General features: G+C 69.3%; 12 protein-coding genes and 1 pseudogene. 9 read left to right on the top strand and 4 right to left on the bottom strand.

Going from position 1 to position 26116, the window contains the following annotated elements:
- Window positions 1-43 precede the first annotated feature (43 nt).
- From glyA to RWE79_RS27795, 4 genes are all read left to right on the top strand, one after another.
- Window positions 44-1318, top strand: coding sequence for a serine hydroxymethyltransferase (glyA, locus tag RWE79_RS27810; RefSeq protein WP_475946148.1), 1275 nt, complete (start codon window positions 44-46; stop codon window positions 1316-1318).
- A gap of 81 nt (window positions 1319-1399) precedes the next feature.
- Window positions 1400-2767 carry an L-serine ammonia-lyase gene (locus RWE79_RS27805; RefSeq protein ID WP_475942806.1) on the top strand — a complete coding sequence of 456 codons (1368 nt, stop codon included), beginning with the start codon at window positions 1400-1402 and terminating at the stop codon, window positions 2765-2767.
- Window positions 2768-3078: 311 nt separating this feature from the next.
- A complete protein-coding gene (locus tag RWE79_RS27800; RefSeq protein ID WP_475942805.1) occupies window positions 3079-3318 on the top strand; it encodes a ribbon-helix-helix domain-containing protein in 240 nt (79 codons plus the stop codon).
- Entirely contained in the window at window positions 3315-3749 is a 435-nt protein-coding gene (locus RWE79_RS27795) for a PIN domain-containing protein (protein ID WP_475942804.1), read from the top strand. Before RWE79_RS27800 ends, RWE79_RS27795 begins: the two co-directional genes overlap by 4 nt.
- A gap of 320 nt (window positions 3750-4069) precedes the next feature.
- Here RWE79_RS27795 and RWE79_RS27790 read toward each other — a convergent pair.
- The 4 genes and pseudogenes from RWE79_RS27790 to RWE79_RS27775 all read right to left on the bottom strand — a co-directional run.
- Window positions 4070-4563 (bottom strand): annotated as a pseudogene (locus RWE79_RS27790) (winged helix-turn-helix domain-containing protein); the annotation flags it as partial.
- Between the two features lie 73 nt (window positions 4564-4636).
- The gene (locus RWE79_RS27785; RefSeq protein WP_475946146.1) at window positions 4637-4834 is read right to left on the bottom strand and encodes a DUF6332 family protein; all 198 of its coding nucleotides are present in this window, start codon (window positions 4832-4834) and stop codon (window positions 4637-4639) included.
- A gap of 57 nt (window positions 4835-4891) precedes the next feature.
- Window positions 4892-7102, bottom strand: a complete 2211-nt coding sequence (locus RWE79_RS27780) for a YncE family protein (RefSeq protein WP_475942803.1) — start codon at window positions 7100-7102, stop codon at window positions 4892-4894.
- Window positions 7103-7925: 823 nt separating this feature from the next.
- The gene (locus RWE79_RS27775) at window positions 7926-16364 is read right to left on the bottom strand and encodes a polymorphic toxin-type HINT domain-containing protein (protein WP_475942802.1); all 8439 of its coding nucleotides are present in this window, start codon (window positions 16362-16364) and stop codon (window positions 7926-7928) included.
- Between the two features lie 440 nt (window positions 16365-16804).
- On the opposite strand from RWE79_RS27775, the gene RWE79_RS27770 reads away from it, so the two are divergent.
- The 5 genes from RWE79_RS27770 to RWE79_RS27750 all read left to right on the top strand — a co-directional run bounded on the left by RWE79_RS27770 (window position 16805) and on the right by RWE79_RS27750 (window position 26090).
- Window positions 16805-20362 (top strand): hypothetical protein, encoded by a 3558-nt coding sequence (locus RWE79_RS27770; protein ID WP_475942801.1) that lies wholly within the window; start codon window positions 16805-16807, stop codon window positions 20360-20362.
- Entirely contained in the window at window positions 20341-20793 is a 453-nt protein-coding gene (locus RWE79_RS27765) for a LamG domain-containing protein (RefSeq protein WP_475942800.1), read from the top strand. The genes RWE79_RS27770 and RWE79_RS27765 overlap by 22 nt, the downstream gene beginning before the upstream one ends.
- A 192-nt stretch (window positions 20794-20985) precedes the next feature.
- Window positions 20986-21228, top strand: coding sequence for a type II toxin-antitoxin system VapB family antitoxin (locus tag RWE79_RS27760; RefSeq protein ID WP_475942799.1), 243 nt, complete (start codon window positions 20986-20988; stop codon window positions 21226-21228).
- On the top strand, window positions 21228-21647 hold the full coding sequence (locus tag RWE79_RS27755; protein ID WP_475942798.1) for a PIN domain-containing protein: 420 nt from the start codon (window positions 21228-21230) through the stop codon (window positions 21645-21647). Before RWE79_RS27760 ends, RWE79_RS27755 begins: the two co-directional genes overlap by 1 nt.
- Before the next feature lie 276 nt (window positions 21648-21923).
- The gene (locus RWE79_RS27750) at window positions 21924-26090 is read left to right on the top strand and encodes a molybdopterin-dependent oxidoreductase (protein WP_475946144.1); all 4167 of its coding nucleotides are present in this window, start codon (window positions 21924-21926) and stop codon (window positions 26088-26090) included.
- Window positions 26091-26116 lie beyond the last annotated feature (26 nt).

Genomic DNA, 26116 nt, shown 5'->3' with positions numbered 1-26116 from the left:
TGGCCCTCCTGGCCTTTCTGACCCTCAGCCCCTCGGGATGATGATGTCTCTCCTCAACAGTTCCCTGCACGAGCTCGACCCCGACGTCGCCGCCGCCGTCGACGCCGAGCTCCACCGCCAGCAGTCCACCCTCGAGATGATCGCCTCCGAGAACTTCGCCCCCGTGGCGGTCCTCCAGGCCCAGGGCTCGGTCCTCACCAACAAGTACGCCGAGGGCTACCCCGGCCGCCGCTACTACGGCGGCTGCGAGCACGTCGACGTCGTCGAGCAGCTCGCCATCGACCGCGTCAAGGCGCTCTTCGGCGCCGAGCACGCCAACGTACAGCCGCACTCGGGCGCGCAGGCCAACGCGGCCGCGATGTTCGCGCTGCTCTCCCCCGGCGACACGATCCTCGGCCTGAGCCTGGCCCACGGCGGGCACCTCACCCACGGCATGAAGATCAACTTCTCCGGCAAGCTCTACAACGTGGTCCCGTACCACGTGGACGCCGAGACCGGTCTGGTCGACATGGACGAGGTCGAGCGCCTCGCCAAGGAGAACAGCCCCAAGCTGATCGTCGCCGGCTGGTCCGCCTACCCGCGCCAGCTCGACTTCGCCGCCTTCCGCCGGATCGCCGACGAGGTCGGCGCCTATCTGATGGTCGACATGGCGCACTTCGCGGGCCTGGTCGCGGCGGGGCTCCACCCCTCCCCGGTCCCGTACGCGGACGTGGTCACCACCACGACCCACAAGACCCTGGGCGGCCCGCGCGGCGGCGTCATCCTGTCCAGGGCCGAGCTCGCCAAGAAGATCAACTCCGCGGTCTTCCCCGGCCAGCAGGGCGGCCCGCTGGAGCACGTCATCGCGGCCAAGGCCGTCGCCTTCAAGGTCGCCGCGAGCGAGGACTTCAAGGACCGCCAGGTCCGTACCCTCGAAGGCGCGAAGATCCTCGCCGACCGCCTGGTCCAGCCCGACCTGGCCGAGGCCGGCGTCTCGGTGCTGTCCGGCGGCACCGACGTCCACCTCGTCCTGGTCGACCTGCGCGACAGCGAACTGGACGGGCAGCAGGCCGAGGACCGCCTCCACGAGGTCGGCATCACCGTCAACCGCAACGCGATCCCCAACGACCCCCGGCCGCCCATGGTCACCTCGGGTCTGCGCATCGGCACCCCGGCACTGGCCACCCGCGGCTTCGGCGCCGAGGACTTCCGCGAGGTCGCCGACATCATCGCCGCCACGCTCAAGCCCGGCTTCGACGCCGACACGTCCAAGGCGCTGGGCGCCCGGGTCTCGGCGCTGGCAGCCAAGCACCCGCTCTACCCCGGCCTGAACAAGTAACACGTACGTCCCGGTGGGGGCGCCCGTCCGCCGTCCCGACGGCCGCGCGCCCCCACCAACCCCACCCCAGGGAGTCACCCCGTGGCCATCTCGGTCTTCGACCTCTTCTCGATCGGCATAGGCCCGTCCAGCTCCCACACCGTGGGCCCGATGCGCGCCGCCCGTATGTTCTCCCGCCGGCTCAGGAACGAAGGCCTGCTCGCCCGTACGGCCGCCGTCCGAGCCGAACTCTTCGGCTCCCTCGGCGCCACCGGCCACGGCCACGGCACCCCCAAGGCCGTCCTCCTCGGCCTCGAAGGCGCCTCCCCGCGCACCGTCGACGTCGAGAACGCCGACGCCGAGGTCGAGCGCATCCGCACCTCCGGCCGGCTCAACCTGCTCGGCACCCACGAGATCCCCTTCGCCGCCGACACCGACCTGGTCCTGCACCGCCGCCGCTCCCTGCCGTACCACGCCAACGGCATGACCCTCTTCGCGTACGACGCGTCCGGCGCGCCCGTGCTGGAGAAGACGTACTACTCCGTGGGCGGCGGCTTCGTCGTCGACGAGGACGCGGTCGGCGAGGACCGCATCAAGCTCGACGACACCGTGCTGAAGTACCCCTTCCGCACCGGCGACGAGCTGCTCCGGCTGTCCCGGGAGACCGGGCTGTCCATCTCCGGCCTCATGCTGGAGAACGAGAAGTCCTGGCGCACCGAGGCCGAGATCCACGAGGGCCTCCTGGAGATCTGGCGCGTCATGCGGTCCTGCGTCGCCCGCGGCATGTCCCGCGAGGGCATCCTCCCCGGCGGCCTCAAGGTCCGCCGCCGCGCCGCCAACACCGCCCGCCAGCTCCGCACCGAGGGTGACGCCCTCGCCCACGCCATGGAGTGGACCACGCTCTACGCCATGGCCGTCAACGAGGAGAACGCCGCCGGCGGCCGGGTCGTCACCGCCCCCACCAACGGCGCCGCCGGCATCATCCCGGCGGTCCTCCACTACTACGTCAACTTCGTCCCCGGCGCCGACGACGAGGGCGTGGTCCGCTTCCTGCTCGCCGCCGGCGCGATCGGCATGCTCTTCAAGGAGAACGCCTCCATCTCCGGCGCCGAGGTCGGCTGCCAGGGCGAGGTCGGCTCCGCCTGCTCCATGGCCGCCGGCGGCCTCGCCGAGGTACTCGGCGGCTCCCCGGAAAAGGTCGAGAACGCAGCCGAGATCGGCATGGAGCACAACCTCGGCCTCACCTGCGACCCCGTCGGCGGCCTCGTCCAGATCCCCTGCATCGAACGCAACGGCATGGCCGCCGTCAAGGCCGTCACCGCCGCCCGGATGGCGATGCGCGGCGACGGACGGCACCACGTCTCCCTCGACAAGGTCATCAAGACCATGAAGGAGACCGGCGCCGACATGAAGGTCAAGTACAAGGAGACCGCCCGCGGCGGCCTCGCGGTCAACGTCATCGAGTGCTAGGGGAACCGGCCCTGACCTGCTCCTTCGATTCTTTCGGAGCCGTCAGGGCCTTCCCTGCTTGCTCGGCGAGAAGTCCCCCGGAAAGTCCTCGGGAAATCCCCGGCAGATGGGCGTCTGACCAGGGTGTTCAGGACCTTTGACCCACTTCGCGCACCTCCGGGGGGAAAGCACCGGACGGCCCAGACGGCCACCGTCATCGGTGCCCCGGCGCGCTGAACCCTCCCGCCGACCAGCCGCTCGTCAACCACGGGTGCCAGTGCGTCACCCCGATCGCAGACGGCATCTTCCGGTACATACGTTAGCGTTGGTACATGTCAATGAAACGGACCAACGTCTACGCTGATCCCGAGGACCTTGCCCTCATCAAGGAAGCCGCGAGCCGTCGCGGCATCTCTGAGGCCGAGATCATCCGGGAAGGCATCCACCTGGCAGCCATGGCCAACCGGGTCTGGGACGAGGCCTTCGACTGGCCCACCTTCGAAGGCAGCGGCGAGCCGGCGACGAGCGAAGAAGTCACCACAGCGGTCGCCGAAGGGGCTGCCGACCGGTGATCGTGATCGCCGACACCTCAGGCATCATCGCCGCTTCCGACCGGAAAGCTCCCGAAGCCACCGCTTGCCAGGGCGTGCTGCGCGAAGCCGGAACAGTGATCGTCTCTCCCCTGGTGCTCGCGGAACTCGACCATCTGGCCAAGGCGAGGTTCGGGGCCGCCGCCCGGACCACGATCATCGCGTTCATCCTCGACCAGGTCCGCCGTATGCGCTTCCAGGTCCCGCAGACCACCACAGAGATCCTCGAGGCAGCACAGACCGTCCAACGGCACTATGCCGACCTGGATCTTGACTTCGCTGACGCCGTGAACATCGCACTGGCCGCCGAATACCGGACCAATTCCGTGCTGACACTCGACCGCCGCGATTTCCGCGCCGTGCGCCCCCTCACCCCGCACAAGGCATTCCGCCTACTGCCCGACGACCTATGACCCGGTCCGGACCACAACCGGTGCCCCGCTCGCCCCGAACGCCGGCGGCAAGCCCCCATGAGAGTCCCTGTCGGCGCACACGTGAACGTGGACTCCGGTTGTGCGCCGACAGTCCCTGGAGACCCCCGCCGCGGACTCGCGGTCACGTCATCGAGTGCTGACGGGAACGGCCCCGGCCTGCTCCTTCGTACCCTTCGGAACTGTCAGGGCCTTCCCTGCTTACGCGGCGATCTTTGGGGCAGCCGTGAAAGTCCCCGTAAGTCCCCGGGAAAGCCCACGGGATTGGACGTCCGGCCTCGGGGTTCGTGGTTCGCGCTCGGAGCCGCCGCGGTGCTCTTACCCGCGGCCAGACCTCTCTCTTCCACAGCTCCACCGCGTCATCGTCACGCTCGATCGCGCGGCGCGCGGGCTGCTGCCACGACCAGCCGTGACGCTTGAGCAGTCGCCACGTGCCCTCCACCGTGTACGAGATGCGGAAGAGCCGACCGATCAGTTTCTTGACCCGCGCCAGGGTCCATCGCTGGTCAGCCCAGCCGTGTGCGAGCGGTCCACGCTCCAACTCCCGCTCCAGCCTGGCGACCTGGGCACCGCTGAGCCTCGGCCTACCGGGCGACCCCTTCGAGGCGACACCAGCCGACCCACCCTCACGCCACTGCCGCCGCCACCGTTCCACCGATCTTTCAGACACCCGCAGAGTGGCGGCGATGAATTTGTTCCTGTCCCCGGCTTCGAACCGAGCCACAGCATCCAGCCGCACTCGCTCCCGGGCTTCCCTCTCGGCGTCGGTCAAGCCGCCACCCTGCGCGTACCTCACTGTCACAGCAGTACAGCGCAGGGGGCTCAACTCTCAGCCGAACGACCCGACATCACCCGATCAAGTTCAGTAGTCAGCGGCCTTTGCGGCCCTGCGCGTCGAACCGAAGCAGCACCCGCACCAGACGCCACACTCCGGCCGTCGCTCCGAGCACCGCCCCCCCCCCCCCCCCCCACCCCACCAACACGCCCTTCCCCGCCGAACCGGAGACGCCAAAGGCCAGTGTGAGAGCCAGGGCACCTCCCGCACGAACTGAGCCGGCCGCCGCCAGGGCGTGGGTTTCCCCAGCGCCGGCGTATGGCGGGGCCTCGCGCGTCGGGCCGGTCGGTCAGGAGGCGTGCTGCACGATGGTGAGGTACTGCCAGGCGCCGTAGGTGTTCAGGTTGCCCGGGTCACTGCTGTCATGCACGTAGTGCGCCCTGATCCGGTAACGGGCCCCGTTGGGCATGTTCTTCCAGGGGAGGTTGTCCACGACCCCGCTGCCTGAGCCGCCGAATGCCTGGCAGGTGGAGCTGCTGACGGTGTGCCAGTGCCCGTCGGAGCGGAGGCGCTGCAGCGTGACGTACACGCACTGACCGGCGTGATCGGGGGCGACCGTCGCCGTGAACTGCGGGGCCGGGTCGACGTCGCGGATGTAGACGCGGTAGAGGTGGCCGCCGATGCGGGTGCTGTGGTCGTACAGCCGCATTTTGTCGGTGACCTTGGCGTGGACCCCGACCGAGACCGTGGCGGTCGCCGGCGCGTAGCGGTAGTCCCCGGTGAAGGCGGCGCTGAAGGTGGTGCTGTGGGTGAGCTTGTAGTGGATGACGAGGTTGCCGTGGGCGTCGACCTTGCCGGACTTCACCAGCGTCTTCTTGGCGCTGCCGCTGCGCTGGGCGTAGATCGCGACGGTGCGGCTGTTGTGGGTCGTGCCGAGGTGGGCGGTGACGGTGGCCCGGGCGTGGTAGGCGTACGTCTTGGCGTTGGTGGACACCTTCAGAGTCGTGGCGGCGCGGGAGACCTGGACGGTGGCCGAGCCGGAGGCGGACTTGTGGGCGCTGTCCCCGGGGTAGGTCACGGCGTAGGTGTTGGTGGCCCCGACGGCCGGGGTGTCCGCGATCGTGAACGTACCGTCGGCGGACAGCGGGACGTCCTTCAGTGCCGTGCCCTTGGGATGGGCCAGGTCGGTCCTGGTGACGTGGACGACCTCACCCGCGGCGAACGGCCCCGTGGTCAGCCGCCCGGGGATCGTGAGCGCTGCCGCGCGGCGGCTCTTGGCCGGAGCGGTGAGTCTGATGGCGGGGACACCCTTGGTGACGGTGGCGTCGATGCTGCCGCCGGCCGGCTGGTGGGAGGTGTCGCCGGTGTAGTCGATCCGGTAGGTGAACTCGCCCTCCGCAGGCGGGGTGTCCGAGAAGCTGAAGGATCCGGCCCTGCCGGACACGGCGGTGTAGACCGGGTCCGGCAGCGCGATGCCGTCCGGGTGGGCCGGGTCGATCCGCGTGACATGCGCGACCGTACTGACGAACGGGGCGCCCTCCGTCACGATGCGGAGCCGGCCCGTGATCGCCTCACCCGGCTTGACCTCGCTCTTCGACGTCGCGAAGGCCCAGACGTCAGTGAGCGCCACTTCCGGGCCCTTGACGACCCGCAGTGTCGGCTTGCCCGAGTCGTTGTCGATCGTCACGACGAACAGCCTGCTGCCATCGGGATCCCACGCCACGCCATGGTCCGCGAAGTAGGAGAAGTCCGGACCGATGAACCAGTTCATCGGCGACCCGCTGTCGCCCCGGTAGATCGCCAATTGATGGGCACTGTAGCTCACGGCCACAACGCCGTCGGGAGCGACGCCCACGGCCGTGGGGTAGAACCACCTGCCCTCGCCATCAGGATCCGGTGCGAGGTCGGAGGTGCGGTAATCGCTCGTCATCAGATCCTGGCCAGAACGCCCGATCAGAACATCCTTGCCGTCCGCCGTGACTGCGAACTCCGCCAGGCCGGTCATGGCCAGCGTCGAGGACGCCGTACGCTCGGCCACCCCTGACGACACGTCGAACACCGCGAAGTCAGCGGCATCCGCACCCTGCGCGCCGGCCACCAGGATCCCGGACGAGCCAGCCTGTCCTGGCGTCGTCGCCCACGTACCGGCGGGATCCTGGTCCAGCGCCACCACATCGCCCCCGGCCCCGGCCCCGGCCCCGGTGGCATCCAACGAGCCGATGCCCCCGGCCCCGGCCGTCCCGTAGCCGAACCACACCCGCCCCCCGGCGACCGCCAGCGAGGCCGGATGCGTCCCGACGCCGGTGTCGTCGCGAACGGTCTCCTCCAGCGTGCCGGTGTCGATCACCGATATCGCGTCGCCGTCCGTGAGCGCCGCGTACAACGTGCCACCGTCACCGGACAGGGCCAAGGCCGTCGCCCCGGGCTCCGAGGGGATGGTGGTGACCGTGTTCCCGTCCAGATCGGTGACGAGCAGACTGTCGCTGCCGGAGCCGCCGCTGATGAACACATGACCGTGCGCCGCGTCCACCACCATGTCCGCGAAGTGCGCGAACGGCAACGGTACAGCGGCATCCGCACCCGCGGCACTCGCAACCGGCGCGATGCCGCCGGTCACCCCCGCCAGAACCGCGAGCGCGGTCCCCAAGGAGAACCTGGACAATTTCACGAATTTCCCCCACCGTCTACAGAATAAGTGTATTTACGCGCACATTCGGCAAGCATCACAACACCGTCACCCCCGAAAAGCCGAGCCAAGCGTATAACACGCCAGACCTTTCGAAGTTCACGACCCCAAACAGTCAACCGAGCGCGATCAATCGCGTAGATCACTATGAAATCCATCAAAGATGGACCGACAACAAAGAGAGCACCTACCCTTATACGTGTTCACCTCGAATGAAATATCCCATAGAGCCGCAATTCAGGACCCGTTAAACGGAATCAATTGCCTGACATTCACCCTTAGAGGACCGCACACCTAGACACGCAACAACCTGTGTCAGGTCAGTAGTCAGGAAAAGCTGAAAGTAGTAACCACCCTCAGGCCGATTATCTACATACCCGAGAGAAAGTTCCGCCTCCACGCGTGCTCTCAAATCGACCACAGCATCCTCTAGCCCAATTGACGGCTGCCCAGTTCTACCAATAGTTCTCATTCGACGAGAGTAGATAGAAACTAGGCTCGGAGTCGACGTGGCCTCACTCCACACCTTGAACTCTGCACCACCGATCAAGGCAGATCGGCACAGCGTGAATACCTGACTTCCGCCTACAAGGAGATCAGCAAGCTCCTGCCTGTTCACAACGACCACCTCCAGGTCACACCTGCCGGGGTCAAAGTCCAGTCTTGACCCCGGCGAGACTGTTAAACACGCCAGGAACTACCGGCCAGGGCGGGTCCAGGGTCCTCTTCCAATGCTGATTTCAGCACCTTCTGTTGTCCCGAGCAGTGAGTGCTCCATCTCCTCGTATGTTTCACGATCAGTATCGTGGATCTGGAAGTCTATATCTTCAGGAATGCTCGAACGCGGAATCCTGAGAACGAGTCCGTGCTCGACACCGAATTCTTCGGCAGCATCCAGCGCTACACCTTCGTAATCATGAGTCCATGAAGTGAATTCACTGTCGGTATTCCCTCCCGCGTGAAGTGCCGGGTCGGAATGACCTCCCTTGGGCACTGCGCGCCCCTGGAGGGCGTCCTGATATGCGGGATGCTCATCCGACATCCCCTTAGGAAGCCCACGATAGAGATAGTCACCCTCTTCACCGCACGTGTTGTGCACCAGGACCGGCGTGGTCCCGGCCAGCACATAGTACGTGTGGAGTTGGGCGACCGTGAGGTTGTAGCGGTTGGCGGTGCCAGGGGTCTTGTGGACAGCAACGACATACGCGTCGCGGTCGGTCTCGGTAGTGAGCGCGTGGCCGTTCTTGAGCTTTCCTGCGGGGACCCACGTGCGGGTGGTCCGGTCCCAGAAGGGATGTTTGGAGGTGGTGTGGAGAGTGGCGTTGTGGCCGTCTGGGGTGCGGATGGTCAGGTCGATCAGGTCGTTGTCATGGTGGACCCAGGTGGCGGTGACGGTGCGCGCGCCCTGGTGCTTGCCGGTCTTGGGGTCAGCGGACTCGACCTTGTCGCCGGTCTCGATCTGACCGATCGGCTTGGTCTTGCCCTTGTCCATCAGGACGGGAGTCTCGGGAGAGAAACTGCACACGGCCTTGGTGCCGCTGGTTCCTACGGCCGGTTTACTGGGCCTTGCAGCCGAGTCGTCTGCTGCCCTGGTCTCCGCCTGCGCGTCGTTGGCGGCGGGGTCGTGGCCCGACGACGACCTGTCGGCCTTGGCGAGAGCGCTGGAATCGGCGGCGGCACTGTCGGCGGCCTCTTCGCCTACCCGAAGCAGACCACCGCCGAAACCGATGATCACCCGGACTCCGAGGAGCATGCTTCCGCCGGCATCGGCGTCCGCTGAACCGGCAACGACGCCGAAGACACAGTCCGCGACTCCGGTTACAACGCATGCGTAGACGCCAGCTGCTACAGACCCCGCAAGCGCGACTCCGAGGAGGAAGGGGATTGTGCCGTCTCCGCCGTAACTTTCGCAGCGGCTGGTGCCGAAGTCGGCGGGCTGGCACGGGGTTTCGCCGAGGGTGGGGGTAGGGGTCTGGGTCGAGCTGGGTGTGGCGGTGCCTGTGGAGGCGGAGGAGGACGCCGAGGGGCTGGGTGCAGCGGTGGTTCCGCCGCTGGAGGTGCCAGTACCGGTACCGGCGACGCCACCGGCGGATCGGCTGGTCCCGCAGTTGCCGGTGTACTCGCACTCGGTCTCCGACCCTGCCGGGTCCAGGCCCGTGGGGTCGGATCCGCTGGCGGGGTTGTCGGCGGCGTAGGTGTAGCCGCCCATCTGGTTGGGGTCGCCGGCCTCGAAGAGGGGGTCTGGGGTGAGGAAGCGGCCGAGGGTGGCGTCGTAGTTGCGGGCGCCGAGGAGGTTGAGGCCGGTGGTGGGGTCGGTGGGTTTGCCGAGGAAGCCGTGGTTCTCGTCGGCGGCGACCCAGGTGGTGGGTTTGGTGCCGCGGGGGTTGCCGTAGGGGTCGTAGAAGCGGCGGGTGACGGCGAGGGTGGAGGCGTCGACGGCGGTGGTGGCGGTGCCCTGGGCGTTGGCGACCTGGTAGGTGACGGTGCCGGAGCTGGAGCGGGTGATGGTGGTGCCGCCGGGGCCGGTGTAGTTGCGCAGGGCGGTGCAGGTCTTGGCGGCGACGTCCTGGGTGATCTGTTCGGTGCCGCCAAAGAGGTAGAGGACGCGGGTCTTGTCGGTGCTGCCGGTGGCGGCGGTCTGCTCCAGCAGGTTGCCGTCGGCGTCGTAGAGGTACTTGCTGGTGTTGGTGGTGGTGCCGGACGGTGTGGAGACGGTGGCGGTACGGCCCTCGGCGTCGTAGGTGAGGGTCTGGGTCTGGCCCGGGGGCAGGGCGCCGGCGGTGATGGTGGTCCAGGTCTGGCCCGTGCTGCCGCAGGTGGCCAGGGTGAGCTGGGTGGCCTTGGTGGCGCTGGCCGCGGGGTCGGTCAGGCACAGGGTGGTCTTGGCGGCGTTGACCAGGGTGCCGGTGGTGGTGACCCGCCATTTCTGGGTGGCGTCGGTGGAGCAGGTGTCGACGATCACCAAGGTGCCGGCGGTGGTGGCGTTACTGGCGGTGTCCAGGCACAGGCCGGCCGCCTTGACGGTGCCGTCGGTGCCGATGGTCCATTTCTGGCCGGTGCCGGTGCCGCAGGTGTTGATCTGGACCTTGGCGCCGGCGGTGGTGGAGTTGGCGGCGTCCTCGACGCACAGTTTGCCGCCGCCGGTGATCGTGAACCCGGTGGCCAGCGGGCCCGTGGTGGTCGTCGACCGGCTCAGCGTGTTGCCGGCGTTCTTGCCGCTGGCGTCCGCGTACACCGGGGTCTGGGTCGCGGTGCCGGTGCCGGGGTTGCCGGTGGTGGTGGCGCCCGCCTGGTCGGGGAGGGTGGCCTTCGCGGTGCCGTCGGTGCCGGGGTAGGCGGTGGCCTGGGTGGTGTCGGCGAGTGCGTTGCCGGTGGTGTCGTGGTTGACCATGCCCGTGCGGTCGCCGAGCAGGTCGTAGGTGTAGGTCTGCCAGTAGGGGGCGGGGCCGCCGACCGTGGTGGTCTTGACCGGTGAGGTGGTGGTCTGCGCCGAGGCGGTGGTGCAGCCGCCGACAGCTCCGGGGGTGGCTGCGGTGGGTGTGGTGATGCCTGCGGTGTCCGTCCAGGCGGCGGTCAGGCGCTGGAAGGAGTCATAGGTGAAGCACTGGGTGTCGTGGGTGGTGTTGTTCTGCAGGTCGTCGGTGGCGGTGACCTCGCCGGCCTGGTTGTAGCGGTAGTTGACGACGTCCAGGGCGGTGGTCGACGTCTGGAGCATGCTGGATGTCTGGGTGGTGCGGCCGGTGGTCGCGTCGTACTGGGCGAAGGTGGCCAGTTCCTTGCCCGTGGGCCCGTAGTTGGCCTGCAGGACCCGGCCGAACGGGTCGTGGGCGGTGGTGTCCAGGTAGGACGGGAGGTTGGACAGGCTGATGGCGCCGCCGAAGCCGTCCAGGTTGCCGTTCTGGGTGTAGCCGTAGTTCACGGTTTCGGCGGGGAGGTTGCCGTCGGCCTTGTAGTGGGCGCTGGACAGCAGCCCGATCGTGGGGGTGTAGTCGGCCGTTGTGGTGTAGGTGACGGTGCCGCTGGTGGGTGCGGTGGTCTGCCCTGCGGCGGGGAATCCGTCGGCGGCCGGGATGGTCAGAGTGCTGCCGAGCGGCTGGTAGGCGGTGTTGTACCCGGTCACGGCCTCGGTGTAGGCGCTGCCGCTGGCTCCGCCGACGTAGCGGGTGGAGGATGTGGGGTAGCCCTTGGCCAGCGTGTCGTAGAGCCGGGAGATGAGCTGCGTGGCCGGGTCCGGGGTGGCGGACCACGCGCCGCTGTACTCGGCGGTGAGGCGGTTGTCCCAGTCGTACGCGTAGGACAGCACCTGCCCGCGCGGGTCGGTGACCTGCTGCAGATTGCCCAGGACGTCGTACTTGTCGAAGGTGCTGGTACCGGTGTTGGGGTCGGTCTGGGATTTCTTCTGGCCCAGCAGGTCGTAGGTGTACGACCAGGTGTTGCCGGCGGTGTCGCTGATCGTGGAGACCTGCCCGGCCGGGCTGTAGGTGTAGCGGGTGGTGGAATCGGCGGCGGGGACGGCGCCCGCCGTGCCCTGCTTCCACAGCACCGTGCTGCCGTCACTGCCGACGACGGCCAGGGTGGAGTCGTTGCGCACCTGAAGGGTCGCACCGGTGACAGCGATCAGGCCGCTGGTCCACTTCGAGACGCCGGCGGTGGTGTACACGACCAGGTTGCCGTCGGTGCCGAACTGGGCGTAGGCGCCAGCGTTTCCGCTGGTCCCGCTGGACCAGACGGACTTGCCCGACGACAGCGCCGTGAGCACCAGGTTGCCGTCGGCCTGCATGGTCAGCCGGACGCTGTCGGAGGTGAGCGAGGTCCCGGACGGGATCACGCTGCCGCCCTTGAGGGTGACGGTGGCGCCGGTGTTCTTCACCACCGTGCTGGTGGTCTGCCCGAGGGCGTTGGTGAAGGCAGCGGTGGCGGGGCCGCCGGCGGGCGGGGTGCTGTCGGTCTCGTCGGCGCCCTTGTAGGCGGTGGCGGTGCTCCACTGCTTGACGGCCTGGTGCCACAGGGTCCCCGTGGTGGGGCGCCCCTGGCCGTCGTACGCGGTGGTGGTCTCGGCCGGGATCTCGTTCTCGTTGGCCGCGTACAGCGTGGTGGACGGATCGCTGGTGGGCTCGGAGTACGGGGCGTAGGAGGCGGCGAGCCAGCCGTGGGAGTCGTAGAAGCTGTCGGAGATGATCCGACCCGTACTTGAGTCGCCCGCCGCGGTGGTCTGCGTCTGCCTCGGCTGGAGCATCCCGTCATAGATGCTGACCGAGGTGGAGTACGTGCCGTCCTCACGAAGTGTCTTGGAGGTGACAGTGGAGGGCGCGCCCGGCTGGGTGATCGTGCCGCCCGGCGCCGGAATGGCGCCGGGGTTGATGGAGTAGGCGAACGTCATGTCCGCGCTCTGCGTCTTACGGTCGCGTCCGGGCAGCCAGACGGCGGTGCGGCGGCCGAGGGCGTCGTAGGTGATGTCGGTGACGCGGTTGTTGGTGTCGACGTTCTCGGTGGTGAGCCCGCGCAACGGGTCGAGGGTGGAGGTGACCGTCCAGCTCTTGGGGTTGGTGGAGACGATGCCGGTGGCGTTGGTGTTTCCGCCGGCGGTGCTCCACTTCGGGGAGAAGTCGGTGTGGGTGTTCTGGCCGGCGGCGTCGAGGGCGTCGGTGACGCGTCCGGCGCCGTCATACACGATGCCGCTGGTGGTACGCCAGTTCTCGGTGCCGTCGGCGGCGAAGCCGGTGGCGATGCGGATGGCGCTGACCTGGGCGGCGGCCGGGGTGGTGAGCGGCTGGGCACTCTGGTCCAGTTGTCCGAAGGTGCCGAGGCTGGTGAGGGAGCCGTCGCCGTCGTAGTAGATCTTCTTGTCGGACAGCAGGGTGCTCGCGGACGTCGCGGTGCCGCACGGACCGGAGACGGTGGTCACCTGGTCGGGGTAGCCGAGCAGCATCGCGTTGGTCGCCGAGGGGGCCGCGTAGCCGGTGGTGGTGCACTTCTCCTGCGCGGCTACGGATACGTCGCCGTGGGCGTCGACTGTGGAGATGCGACCCTGGTCGTCGTAGGCGGTGTCGGTGCGGGTATGACGCCAGGTGCCGTTGGCGAGCAGCGCGTAGCCGTGCGACTGGCTGGACCTGATGCGGTGGGCGGTGAGGTCGGGCAGGGTGGACAGGGCCGGCTTGGTGTCGCCGGGGTTGTCCTCCTGGGTCCAGTCGGTCCAGGGGATCTGGCCGGCGCCCACGGTGGTGCTGAAGGTGAACGGACCGTTGACCGTCTCGGCGTTGATGGTGCCGCCGGCGGCGGTGTAGGTATCGGACTCCAGTGCGGTGCCGGCGAGTTGGTCAACATCGGTGACGGTCTCGACGGTGCTTCCGCCGACCTTGGCGACGAGGCTGACCGAGCGGCGGGAGCCGTCGGCCTGGTAGTCGCCGTCCATGCCCTGGAGGTAGGTGGTGGTCTGCTGGGTGACCGGCTCGGGTGCCTGGCCGGTCTGGACGGTGACGGTGCGGAAGCCGCGGAACTGGTCCCAGGTGCGGTACTGGTCGTCCGTCTGTGCCGAGTCGTCGCGGTGCCAGGCGGCGCCGGCGTAGGAGTAGGTGGAGAGCTGGGTCTCCGAACCGGCGGGGATCTTGGAGGCGTTGGGGTCGTACTGGCTCGCGATGGTCAGGTCGGAGACGGCGACGGTGTGGACGGTGGTCTTGTTGAACCAGTCCGCTATGGGCTTGGAGGCGCCGGGCACCGTCCAGTACACCGGGTAGCAGGACGCGGTGTTGGAGTCCGCGGACGCGATGGTCAGCGTCTTGCCCGCGCAGGGGTTCTGGTTGTAGTCGACCGCGATGGACTCACCGGTCTCGGTCTGGACCGAGGAGATCCGGGGCCGGTACAGCGGAGGCGCGGACGGCGAATCGTCGTTGACCCGGTTGTCGATCTCCGTGCCGGTGAAGGACACCTGGTTCAGGGCGATGTCGCTGTTGCCGTTGCCGTACGTGTCCTTGCCGGTGTGCTTGATCGACTGCAACCACATCACGGCCTGCAGCGAACCGGCGTCCTTCGGGTCGACGGTGGTACCGGTGACCGGGTCGACCGTGCCGCCGGCGTCGGAGTAGGTCTGCCCGAAGTCGTAGCTGTCGACCGCGACCAGCTTGTCAGTGCTCGCGTCCTTGACGTGAACCTTGGTGGTGATGCTGTCCAGGCGGGTGGTGGACCAGAAGGTGGGCGAGGAGACGATGCACACGTCGGTGGGCACCGAAGTGGCCCCGTCCGGGACCTTGGTGCCGTCGGAGGAGTCGCAATGCAGGTCGTAGGGGACGTCCGGCCAGTGCGGGGCCGTGTTGTCGTCCAGATTCGAGGCGGAGCAGTCCGTGAACCAGGACGTGGTCTGGCAGCGCTGGCTGGAGGTGAAGGCGACCTGGGCGGAAGGCGTACGCCCGGCCTGTTCGTCGGCGAGTGTGTAACCGTACGAGATGGCGGTCAGCGTGCCGCCACGGGTGTACGAGGTCAGGGTGCCCGAGTCGCCGGTGGCGGCCTGGCCGCCGCCCAGGTCGTAGTAGGCCGCCTCGGTGGAGTAGTCGTAGCGCTGCACGAAACCGGTCGGCGAGACCACGAAGTCGAGATTCCAGCGCCAGCCCTCCGCCTTGTCGCAGCGCGAGGCCTTGCCCTTGTCGGAGGTGTAGCAGGGGTCGGAGGAGCGCGGGTGGAGCACCGGCACGCCCCACGCGGCGTGCGTGGAGTCGTCCCCGGAGTCCGACGATGCCAGGCCGGAGGTGCCGGGACCGGTCGGGGAGTGGTCGGCGCCGAAGTAGGCGGCGGTGCCGTCGGTGGTCAGGACCCGGTAGTACACGCCGTCGTGCAGGCCGTTGGCGGCACCGGACAGCTCCTGCACGATGGTGCCGTCATCGCCCTGGAGCTTGAACTCCCTGATCTCGCCGGGCACTCCGGAGGTGGTCAGCGTCGGCACCAGGACACCGGAGTGCGAGCCGAAGGACACGGTGGCGTTGTCGCCGCCCCAGCATTCGTCACCGGAACCCTTGAGGATCTTGTCCCCGTCGGAGTCCAGCAACGAACCGCAGGAGCGGTACGACCGCTCCACGAACCCTGGCTGGTAGCTCCAGCCGTCACCGATCCAGGACGCCTGGGAGTTACGCGCCGAGGTCTCCCCGTCCACGGACTGCGAGTCGTAGGAGAGCCCCACCGACGGCGCGCTGCCGCCCACCCCCGCCGGGACATCGATCGGGTAGGAGTAGGTGTACCCGCCGGTCCCGGAGGTCTGCCAGGTCCCGGAGGGGTTGAGCGAGGTCGCCGCGTAATCGCCCTGGGAACCGCCGCTGCCCGAGACCACCGCCAGCGCTGTGGTGTCCGACGACGCCGCCGCCATGGCGGACGGCACGGCGGGCCTGCTCAGAAGGGGTGAGGGGGCTGACCTCAGGGTGAGGTTCGCCGTCAGCTGGGCCGCGCCGGCGCGGTTGGTGAAGGCGATCGGCGTGCGGGTTTGGCAGGAAGCCAGCTGCGGGGTGCTCAGTGCACAGGCCGGGACCTGGACCAGCCGCAGACGCGAGCCGAAGCCACCGCCGTAGGCCTTCGCCAGGGACGAGTAGTCGATGACCACCTTCACCCGGCCGCCGCCGGTCGGCGTCAGGCCCAGCAGTATGCCGTCGGCTCCGGCGCGCAGGCTCTTGGCGTGTGAGGCGACCTGGACCCGTACGGCAGCGGGTCCGGAAGCCACGCTCGCGGTATGCGCCTTGTGCCCGGCGGCCGTTGCGGGGGCCACCCACACCGGCAGACCACTCGCCTTGACGGGACCCGCGACCGGCACCACCCGAGCGCTCGCGGAGCCGGTGGAGTCGGCGACGGCCCGCGTCAGGGACAACGTGCTGGAGCCCGCGTGCGGCCACACCGGAGCGGCGGCCCGATAGGGCTTCAGGGCCTGACCGTGCGGGTGGACCGCGACCGGCTGACGGAGGGCGTGACTGCCCACCGCCGGGGTGACCGGCAGAGCCTTGGGATTCCACACGGTGCCCTTGAAGTGGTAGGGCCCGACGCCCTGGGCGACGGCAGCGGTGGTCAGAAGCGCCAGCGTCGCGGTTGCCGCAGTGGCGACGGTCAGCGCTCTTCCCCAGATGCGGCGGCGCACGGCGGCATGCCGGAATCGTCGGTCGCTCACTGCCAAATCCCCCCGTAACGCGGGTCCCTGACGGACCGTCGCATCATTGATCACCCGATCAGAGTGATCGAGGGGGGACGCTATGAGTGAAGTTGACTAACCTCAACGCTCTTTACTATTTACATATCAATACCGTGCGTCAACTTGGTGCTCTCTGTGTACGTTCGGTGCGGGGGGAGCGAACATCACCGCCGCACGCCGGTCCGGGCGCAAGCGCGCCCGGTAGGCCTGCCTCGTCGGGCGCGGATGATCGCAGATCTCAGGTCTGCCATGTCCGTCGTACGAAGGGGTGTCATTTCGTACTGTCCTCGTTCATCCGCAGAGGCACTGATCGCTCCAAACGCGCCGGACGCCCTGATCCGGCCCACCGATCGGTGATCGTTGGGAACGAAATTCCCTCGATGCCCTCAGCTACCCGAACTCGTCGCAGTTGGGGCAGATTGACGCATCGAGCCGCGCTTCTGGCCGCCCTGGCCGGTCTGCTGGTCGCCCTTCCGGCCCAACCCGCCCCCGCCGCCGAGGCGACACCCGCCGATCCGCTGACGGCCGCTCAGACGCTGGCCGTATCCACCGGCCAGACCGTCCCTGTGGACTCGCTCACCAGTGAGACCTCCACCACCGACGCGCTGCCGGACGGCACGTTCGAGAGCACCACCAGCGTGCTCCCGGTCCGGGTGCGCAAGGACGACGCCTGGACCCCGGTCGATCCCACACTCGTCGCGGACGGCAACGGCGGCTATACGCCCGAGGCCACACCCAACGCGGTCACCCTGTCCGGTGGCGGCAGCGGCCCGCTGGTCACCCTGACCCATGCGGACGGCCCCAGCATTGCCCTCACGCTGCCGTTCACGCTGCCGGCCCCGACCGTCAGCGGCGACACCGCCCTGTACGCGTCCGTGCTGCCCGGCGTCGACCTGTCGGTATCGGTCACCGACCAGGGCGGCTTCAGCGACGTACTCATCGTCCACAACGCAGCCGCCGCGGCCGACCCAGAGCTGAAGAAGCTCACACTGGCTGCCGACACCGAGGACCTGGCTCTGGCCACCACCCCGACCGGCGGCATGAACGCCACCGCCACCGGCGGCTCCCTGGCCTACACCAGTCCCGAGCCCCTGATGTGGGACTCCAGCGCCCCGAGCACCCCGCCGGCGCTGCTCCAGGCGCCCAGCGCAGAGGCACCCACCACCGGCCCGGTCGCCACCGCCGTCCAGGCGTCCTCCGTGGACGGCCCCGGCACCGACGCCGCCGTCGCACCGGTAGCCATGACCGCCACCAGCGACGCCCTCACCCTCACCCCGGACGCCGGGCTGCTCACCGGCCCGGACACCACCTACCCGGTGTTCATCGACCCCTACACCAACCCTGTCTCCAGCACAGCGGGCCACTTCACCGAGGTCTACTCCAGCTCCACCTGCGACAACTCCCCGCAGTACGACAAGGCGCAGACCTACGGCCAAGGCGCGGGCTACCAACGCTGGGGCGGCGTCTGCGGCACCGGCCTCGAGCGGTCCTACTGGGCCGTGAACACCGGCGGCCTGCACTCGTCGTTCGTGGTCTACGACGCCTATGTGAAGATCTCCACGACCTACGCGGCGAGTTGGGACTGCAGCCAGAACCAGCCGCTCACCCTGCACACCGTCAACGCGATCAGCTCCAGCACCGACTGGCTCTCCAGGCCCGGTACCCACGACACCGCCTTCCCGCCAGTGACCGACACGGTGCCCAGCGGCTCCAACTCCGGCAGCTCCTGCAGCGACAGCACCGCCACCTTCCACGTCACCGACGGAGCCCAGAAGATCGCCGACGCCGCGGGCGACGGCTATGACGCGGACGGCACCTTCGGCGCGGGCACCAACACCTGGACCTTCGGCCTCTACGGCAACGAGTCGACCTCCAGCAGCAACGACGACTACCTGCGGATGTCCACCACCCTGACCCTCACCACCAAATTCGACATCCCGCCCGCCGTGCCCACCAGCCTGCACACCACCCCCGCCGCCACCGGTGCCGCCGCGGCCTGCACCACCAGCGGCGTGGGCTGGATCGGTGCGACGACCTACTCCGACGCCGGCAGCAACATCCAGCTGCACTCCACCGTGACCACCGAGATGTCCGGCGAACTGGTCAAGGCCCACTACTACGTCTGGGACCGCACCGTCGACCCCGATGGCGACGGCAACGGCGCCGCCATGTCCACGCCGGACAGCGCGTTCCTCAAGACTGACACCGATGCAGTCATGAACATCGGCTTCACCCTCAAGGACGGCCACCAGTACGGCTGGGACGTCTACGCCGAGGACAACTCGACCCTCAATCTGACCTCCGCGAAGTCGGACCACTGCTGGTTCACCACCGACTTCACCGCCCCCCAGACCCCGGACGTGACCACCAACCCGTCCTTCCCGCCGGTCGGCTCCGGCCCCGCCGACAAGGCGGTCTACGCCGGAGTGGGCAAGACAGCCGACTTCACCGTCGCCGCCGTGGACAACCCGGCCTCCGACACCACCTGCGACCCCGGCCCCTGCAGGTCCAGCGGCATGGACCACTTCCTGTGGCGCCTGGACTCCCAGCCCACCGCCGCCGATGGCACAGCCGCCGACGTCACCGGCACCGACAGCCAGGGCCGGTCCACCGCCACGCTGACCGTGCCGATCACCAACTGGGGCGTCCACACCCTGTACGTAGCTGGCGTCGACAAGGCCGGCAACATCTCCACCAGCCCCACCGCCTACACCTACTCCGTCCCCTGGAACCCCGCCACCACCGTCACCCCAGGTGACATCTCCGGCGACGGAGTCCCCGACCTGCTCGCCACCACCAAGACCGGCGACCTGGAACTGATCCCCGGCAACACCGACCCCGCCCAGTCCGCCGCCCCCGCTCAGAGCGGCCCCATCACCACTACGCCCCCGCCGGTCACCGGTCCGGCCATCGTCTCCACCAAGGACGAATCCCCCGACGGAACCGGCTGGAACAACTACCTCATCGCCCACCGCGGCAATCTGCACGGACAGGATTTCGACGACCTCTTCGCCTACAGGAAGTCGGACGAGGGAGCCGGACAGCTCTACCTGGTCAAGAACGACCTCGACCCGGCAGACGGAGGGGGCACCTACTCCACCTACCCGGGGTTCCTCGGCAAGCGGTCCCCGAACGTGCTGGCCAAGCCCCGCTGCGACGTGACAGGTAACGTGCCGGACAGCCGCTGCGGCGACGCCGGATACGACTCGTCGACGCCCTGGAACATCACCCAACTCATCGCGCAGAACTACGGATCCGGCCAGTACCCCGCCATCATCACCGTCGAGAACAACAAACTCTGGTTCTATCAGTCCACCGGCGGCCCCGGCCTGAGTTTCCCGCTGCTCCTCGGCGACGGTGACTGGTCCGGCCAGACCCTGATCGCCGCCGGCACCCTGAACGGCTCCCCCGTCCTGTGGTCCCGCGACAACACCACCGGTGCCCTGTACAGCTACAAGATCGCCCCGGACAGCTCAACAGGACTGCCTCCTCTGCTCCACCCCACCGTGCACAGCAGTCTCGGGCTCACCCTGCCCCCGGGGAGCTACCCCCTCATCGCCTCGCCCGGTGACGTCAACAGCCCCGTCACGGCCGGCGCGACCAACCCCGGCGGACCGGACGGCATCCCCGACCTGTACACCGTCGACACCTACGGCCAGCTCATCGAATATCCGTACCGGCTGGGCACCATCCTCGGCACGCCCGCCTACGGGTTCGCCCCACCGGTATCCCTGGGGTCCGTGACCGACACCGCCACCCACTGGTGGAAACTCGCCGAGGGCACCGGCACCACCACCGCGGACAGCACAGGCACCCTGGGCGCCACCCTGTCCGGCGCATACAGCTGGGCCACCGACGCCGCCCACGGCAAGGTCCTGAGCCTGACCGGCACCACCGGCTACGGCGCCGCCACCGGACCCGCCGTCGACACCTCCAAGAGCTACACCGTCTCCGCGTGGGTCAAACTCACTCCCTGAGCGTCAACAGCACCTTCATCTCACAACCCGGCGCCGCCAACTACGGCCCCGGACTCCAGCTGTACTACTCCTCCACCCTCCAGGCCTGGGCCTTCGGACGCCGTAGCGCCGATGTCGCCGGCGATCCCTGGCGGGCCGCTTACGGCACCAAGCCCACCACCGGTCAGTGGACGCATCTGGTAGGCGTCTATGACGCCACCGCCCAGGAACTACGCCTCTACGTCAACGGCAAACTCACCGGCACCCAGGACTGGACCTACACCCCCTGGAACGCCACCGGCCCCCTGCAGATCGGCCGCACCGTCAGCGGCGGCGGCTACATCGAATACGCCAACGCCTCGATCAGCAACGTGCGTATCTATCCCACCGCCCTGCCCCCCGCCGACGCCTCAGCCACCGGTGACACCCCCAAGGCTGTCCAACTCGACTGAGAAACGCAGCCCTCTCCCCCAGGCCCGTCCCGGCAGCACCACCGGGACGGGCCTGCCCATGGCACAGGCTCTTCGACACCGGCCGCTCGGGCGACGCTCAAGATCACTGGGCCCGAGCCCATAACGATATCGATTCAAGCTGATGAATGGTATCGTTTTCCTTGACAAGATGCTTCAGGAAGGGCTGCCGACATGGCCAGGACCGTCATCGACCTCGACGAGAAGATGGTTGCCGAGGCCATGCGCATCTTCGGCACCAAGACGAAGGCCAAGGCCGTACGCCTCGCCATGGAGGACGCCGTCAAGCGCCATCTGCGCCAGGAGTTCTTCGACGCCATGGACGCCGGCGAACTCGACTTCAGCGAGATCGTCGAGAGCACCGGACCCCGCAACGCCGACGGATCCCTCAAGCACGCCGGCGGCCGGGCCGCCTGATGCAGGACCGGTACCTGATCGACAAGTCCGCCCTCGCACGCTGGACGAAACCGAACGTCAAGGAAGTGCTCAAACCGCTCCACGAGCGCTACCTCCTCGCCGTGTGCCAACCCACCGAGTACGAAATGATCCACTCGGCCAGGGACAGCACGGAGGCAACACGGATCAGCACCTGGCTCCACGCCTTCGACTACCTGCCCAGCAGCGAGGACACCTTCACCCGCGCGCTGGAGGTCCAGCGCCATGCACTCACCGCGGGCTTCCACCGCGCCCTCTCCCTGCCTGACCTGCTCATCGCCGCCACCGCAGAGCTCAACCGGCTGACCGTCCTCCACTACGACGGCGACTTCGACATGATCGCCACCCTCACAGGCCAGCCCACCGAATGGGTCGTCCCGCCCGGCAGCGCCGACCGCTGACGCGGTTCCCGGGCGCCGGCGGCGGGGCCTTGGCGACGGCCGCGTGCGATCCGGCCGGCCGGATCGCACGGCGGGGGCCGTCTCACGGCTGGGGCGGGGTGGGTGTGCGGAGGGTGTAATCGGCGGTGATCGGCTCGCGTGACGCCTGCGTAACGGGCATTTCGTACGGTCGACGGGATGGAGCCATCTCGAGGGGAGCCGTGCGTGACCAGCAGCGGGACCACGACCACGACGCAGGTGCGGACGGTGTGCTCGTACTGCGGTGTGGGCTGCGGGATGGTCCTGGACATCGGGATGGGGCCCGACGGCCGGCGTACGGTGCTGAAGGCCTCGGGCGACAAGGCGCATCCGGCGAACTTCGGGCGGCTGTGCACCAAGGGCGCCACCACGGCCGACATGCTCGCCGCGCCCGGGCGGCTGACCACGGCGCTGGTGCGGGCCAGGCGGGACGAGGAGGCCGGGCCCGCGCCGGCGGCCACGGCGATCGCGGAGACGGCGCGGCGGCTGCGGGCGATCGTCGACGAGCACGGGCCGGACGCGGTCGCGTTCTACGTGTCCGGGCAGATGAGCCTCGAAGCGCAGTACCTGGTGAACAAGCTGGCCAAGGGCTTCGTCCGCACCAACCAGATCGAGTCCAACTCGCGGCTGTGCATGGCCAGCGCGGGCACCGGCTACAAGCTGTCGCTGGGGGCGGACGGGCCGCCGGGCTCGTACCAGGACTTCGAGAAGGCGGATGTCTTCCTCGTCATCGGCTCCAACATGGCCGACTGCCACCCGGTTCTCTTCCTTCGGCTCATGGAGCGGGTGAAGGCCGGCGCCAGGCTGATCGTCGTCGATCCGCGGCGCAACGCCACCGCGGACAAGGCCGACCTGTTCCTCCAGATCCGGCCGGGTACGGATCTGGCGCTGCTCAACGGCCTGCTGCACCTGCTGTACGAGAACGGGCACACCGACGCCGACTTCATCGCGGAGCACACCGAGGGCTGGGAGGCGATGCCGGAGTTCCTGGCGCAGTACGCGCCGGCCGCCGTCGCCGCGATCACCGGCATCCCGGAGGACGACATCCGCGAGGCCGCCCGGCTGATCGGCGAGGCCGGGCGGGCCGGCGAGTGGATGAGCTGCTGGACGATGGGCCTCAACCAGTCCACGCACGGCACCTGGAACACCAACGCGCTGGTCAACCTGCACCTCGCGACCGGCGCGATCTGCCGCCCCGGCAGCGGCCCGTTCTCGCTGACCGGGCAGCCCAACGCCATGGGCGGCCGGGAGATGGGTTACATGGGTCCGGGGCTGCCCGGCCAGCGGTCGGTGCTGGTGGACGAGGAGCGGGCGTTCACCGAGGAGTTGTGGGGGCTGCCCCCTGGCACGATCCGGGCGGACGGGGTCGGGCAGGGCACCGTGGAGATGTTCCAGCGGCTGGCGGACGGCCACATCAGGGCCTGCTGGATCATCTGCACCAATCCGGTGGCCTCGGTCGCCAACCGCCGGACCGTCATCGAGGGCCTGGAGGCGGCCGAGTTCGTCGTCACGCAGGACGTCTTCGCCGAGACCGAGACCAACGCGTACGCCGACATCGTGCTGCCCGGCGCCCTGTGGACCGAGGCCGAGGGCGTACTGATCAACAGCGAGCGCAATCTCACCCTCGCCCGGCAGGCCGTGGAGCCGCCCGGGGAGGCGATGGCGGACTGGCGGATCATCGCGGAGGTGGCCTGCGCGATGGGGTACGAGAAGGGGTTCACGTACGACAGCGCGGAGCAGGTCTTCGAGGAGCTCAGGGGCGCCTGGAACCCGAAGACCGGCTGGGACCTGCGCGGGGTGAGCTACGAGCGGCTGCGCGGGACACCGGTGCAGTGGCCGGCGGCCCGCGCGGACGGCCCGGACCGCAACCCCGTCCGTTACGTGAACGCCGAGGGGAACGGGAGCGGCGACGGGAACGGGAACGGCGGCCCGGTCTTCCCGACGGCGAGCGGGCGGGCGGTGTTCCATGCCCGGCCGCACATGCCGGCCGCCGAGATGCCGGACGACGACTTCCCGTACGTCCTCAACACCGGGCGGTTGCAGCACCAGTGGCACACCCTCACCAAGACGGGCCGGGTCGCCAAGCTCAACAAGCTCAATCCCGGGCCGTTCGTGGAGCTGCATCCGCAGGACGCGGCCGCGCTGGGCATCGCGGAGGGCGATTCGGTGGAGATCGCCTCGCGGCGGGGGCGGGCGGTGCTGCCGGCGGTGGTGACGGACCGGGTCCGGCCGGGGTGCTGCTTCGCGCCCTTCCACTGGAACGACCTGTTCGGCGAGTACCTCAGCGTCAACGCGGTGACGAACGACGCGGTGGACCCGGTCTCCTTCCAGCCCGAGTTCAAGGTGTGCGCGGTGTCGCTGAGCCGGGTGGCGGCGCCGCAGCAGCCCGTTCGGCCCCTGACGCCCGAGGCGGCCCCGACGGCCCCGGCGGCCCTGACGCCCGAGGCGGCCCCCGCGCTCCCGGCCGTCCCCGCGGCCCCCGTGCGGCCGTCCGTGGCCGGACCGGCCGGAACGGCCGGCGTCTTCGGGTTGCCGGCCGCGCCGCCCCCCGTGCTGGCCGAGCACGAGCGCCAGTACCTGGTGGGCTTCCTGGCCGGGCTGGAATCGGGCGCTCCCGGGGTGCCGGTGCTGCCGCCGGGGGCGCCCTTCAGCCCCGAGCACGCGCTCTGGGTCAACGGGGTGCTGGCCGGAATGTACTCGCGGACCACGCCGCCGGCGGCGGAGCCCGCCGGCCGGACGCCCGGCCGGGAGGTGCGGGAGGTGGTCGTGCTGTGGGCCTCGCAGACCGGTAACGCCGAGGAGTTCGCGGCGGCCACCACCGATCGGCTCACGGCGGGCGGCCACCGGGCGAGGCTGGTCGGCATGGACGACGCCCGGCCGGGGGCGCTGCCGGCCGCCACCGACCTGCTGCTGGTCACCAGCACCTTCGGCGACGGCGACGCCCCCGACAACGGCTCCGCCTTCTGGGACGCCCTCACCGCGCCGGACGCCCCGCGCCTGGACGGCGTCCGGTACGCGGTGCTGGCCTTCGGCGACTCCTCGTACGACGACTTCTGCGGCCACGGCCGTCGGCTGGACCAGCGCATGGACGAGCTGGGCGCGCTGCGGCTGGCTCCGCGCACCGACTGCGAACCGGACTACGAGCCGTCCGCGCAGGCCTGGCTCGACCAGATCCTGACCGCCCTGACCGGAGCGCCCTCACCAGCGCCAGCGCCCGCCCTTGCGACGGCGCCCGCACCCGCCCCCGTACCGGCGCCCGTACCGGCGCCCGCCCCCGCCCCCGCCCCTTCCCAGGCTCCGAGGAAGCGGGTTCCCGTCACCGCCCGCCTGACCGGCAACCGGCTGCTGAGCCTGCCGGGAGGCGGCAAGGAGGTCCGCCGCTTCACCTTCGACACCTCCGACAGCGAGACCCCGCTGTCCTACCAGGCGGGCGACGCGCTCGGCGTACGCCCGGTCAACAGCCCGGCGCTGGTGGCCGAATGGCTGGCGGTGACCGGCCTCCACGCGGCAACGCCCGTGGAGGTGGCGGGGGTCGGCACGGTCCCGTTCGCCGAAGCCCTGCACCGGCAGCTGGACATCACCAGGATCACCCCCGGCCTGCTGCGTTTTCTCGGCGAACGCAGCCACGACCCGCGCGAGTTGAAGAAGCTGCTGCGCGCCGACAACAAGGACGGGCTGGCGAAGTGGTCCTTCGGCCGGCAGGCCGTGGACGTCGTCACCGAGCACCCGGTCCGCGCGGACGCGCAGGAGTGGGCCGGTGTGCTGGGCCGTCTCCAGCCGCGGCTGTACTCCATATCGTCCAGTCCGCTCACCGATCCCCGCCTGGTCTCGCTGACGGTGTCCGTCGTCCGTTACGAGAACCTCGACGGCCGCCCCCGCCACGGCGTCTGCTCGCCCTTCCTGGCCGACTCCGCCCCCGGCACGGCGGTGCCGGTCCTCGTCCAGCCCGCGCCGTACTTCCGGCCCCCGGCCGACCCCGCCACCCCCATGATCATGGTCGGCCCGGGTACCGGCGTCGCCCCCTTCGTGGGCTTCCTCGACGAGCGCCGCGCCTGCGGCCACCACGGTCCCAACTGGCTCTTCTTCGGCGAACAGCACCGTGCCACGGACTTCTACTACGAGCAGGAGCTCACCGCCCTGCTCGCCGACGGCACCCTCACCCGCCTGGACACCGCGTTCTCCCGGGACCAGCGGGCCAAGGTCTACGTCCAGGACCGCATCCGCGAACACGGCCCCCAACTGTGGTCCTGGCTCCAGGACGGCGCCCACTTCTATGTGTGCGGCGACGCGTCCCGGATGGCCAAGGACGTCGACCGGGCGCTGCGCGACATCGTCGTCGCCCACGGCGGCCTGGAGGAGTCCGAGGCCGCCGCGTACGTCAAACAGCTCGCCGGCGACAGACGCTACGTCCGCGACGTGTACTGAACCGGTCGTGAACCGGTCGGCCGGGA

This window comes from Streptomyces sp. RLA131 (genome assembly GCF_056270125.1).
The sequence above is the reverse complement of the archived record's forward strand: the minus strand, read 5'-3'. Positions and strand labels throughout refer to the sequence as shown.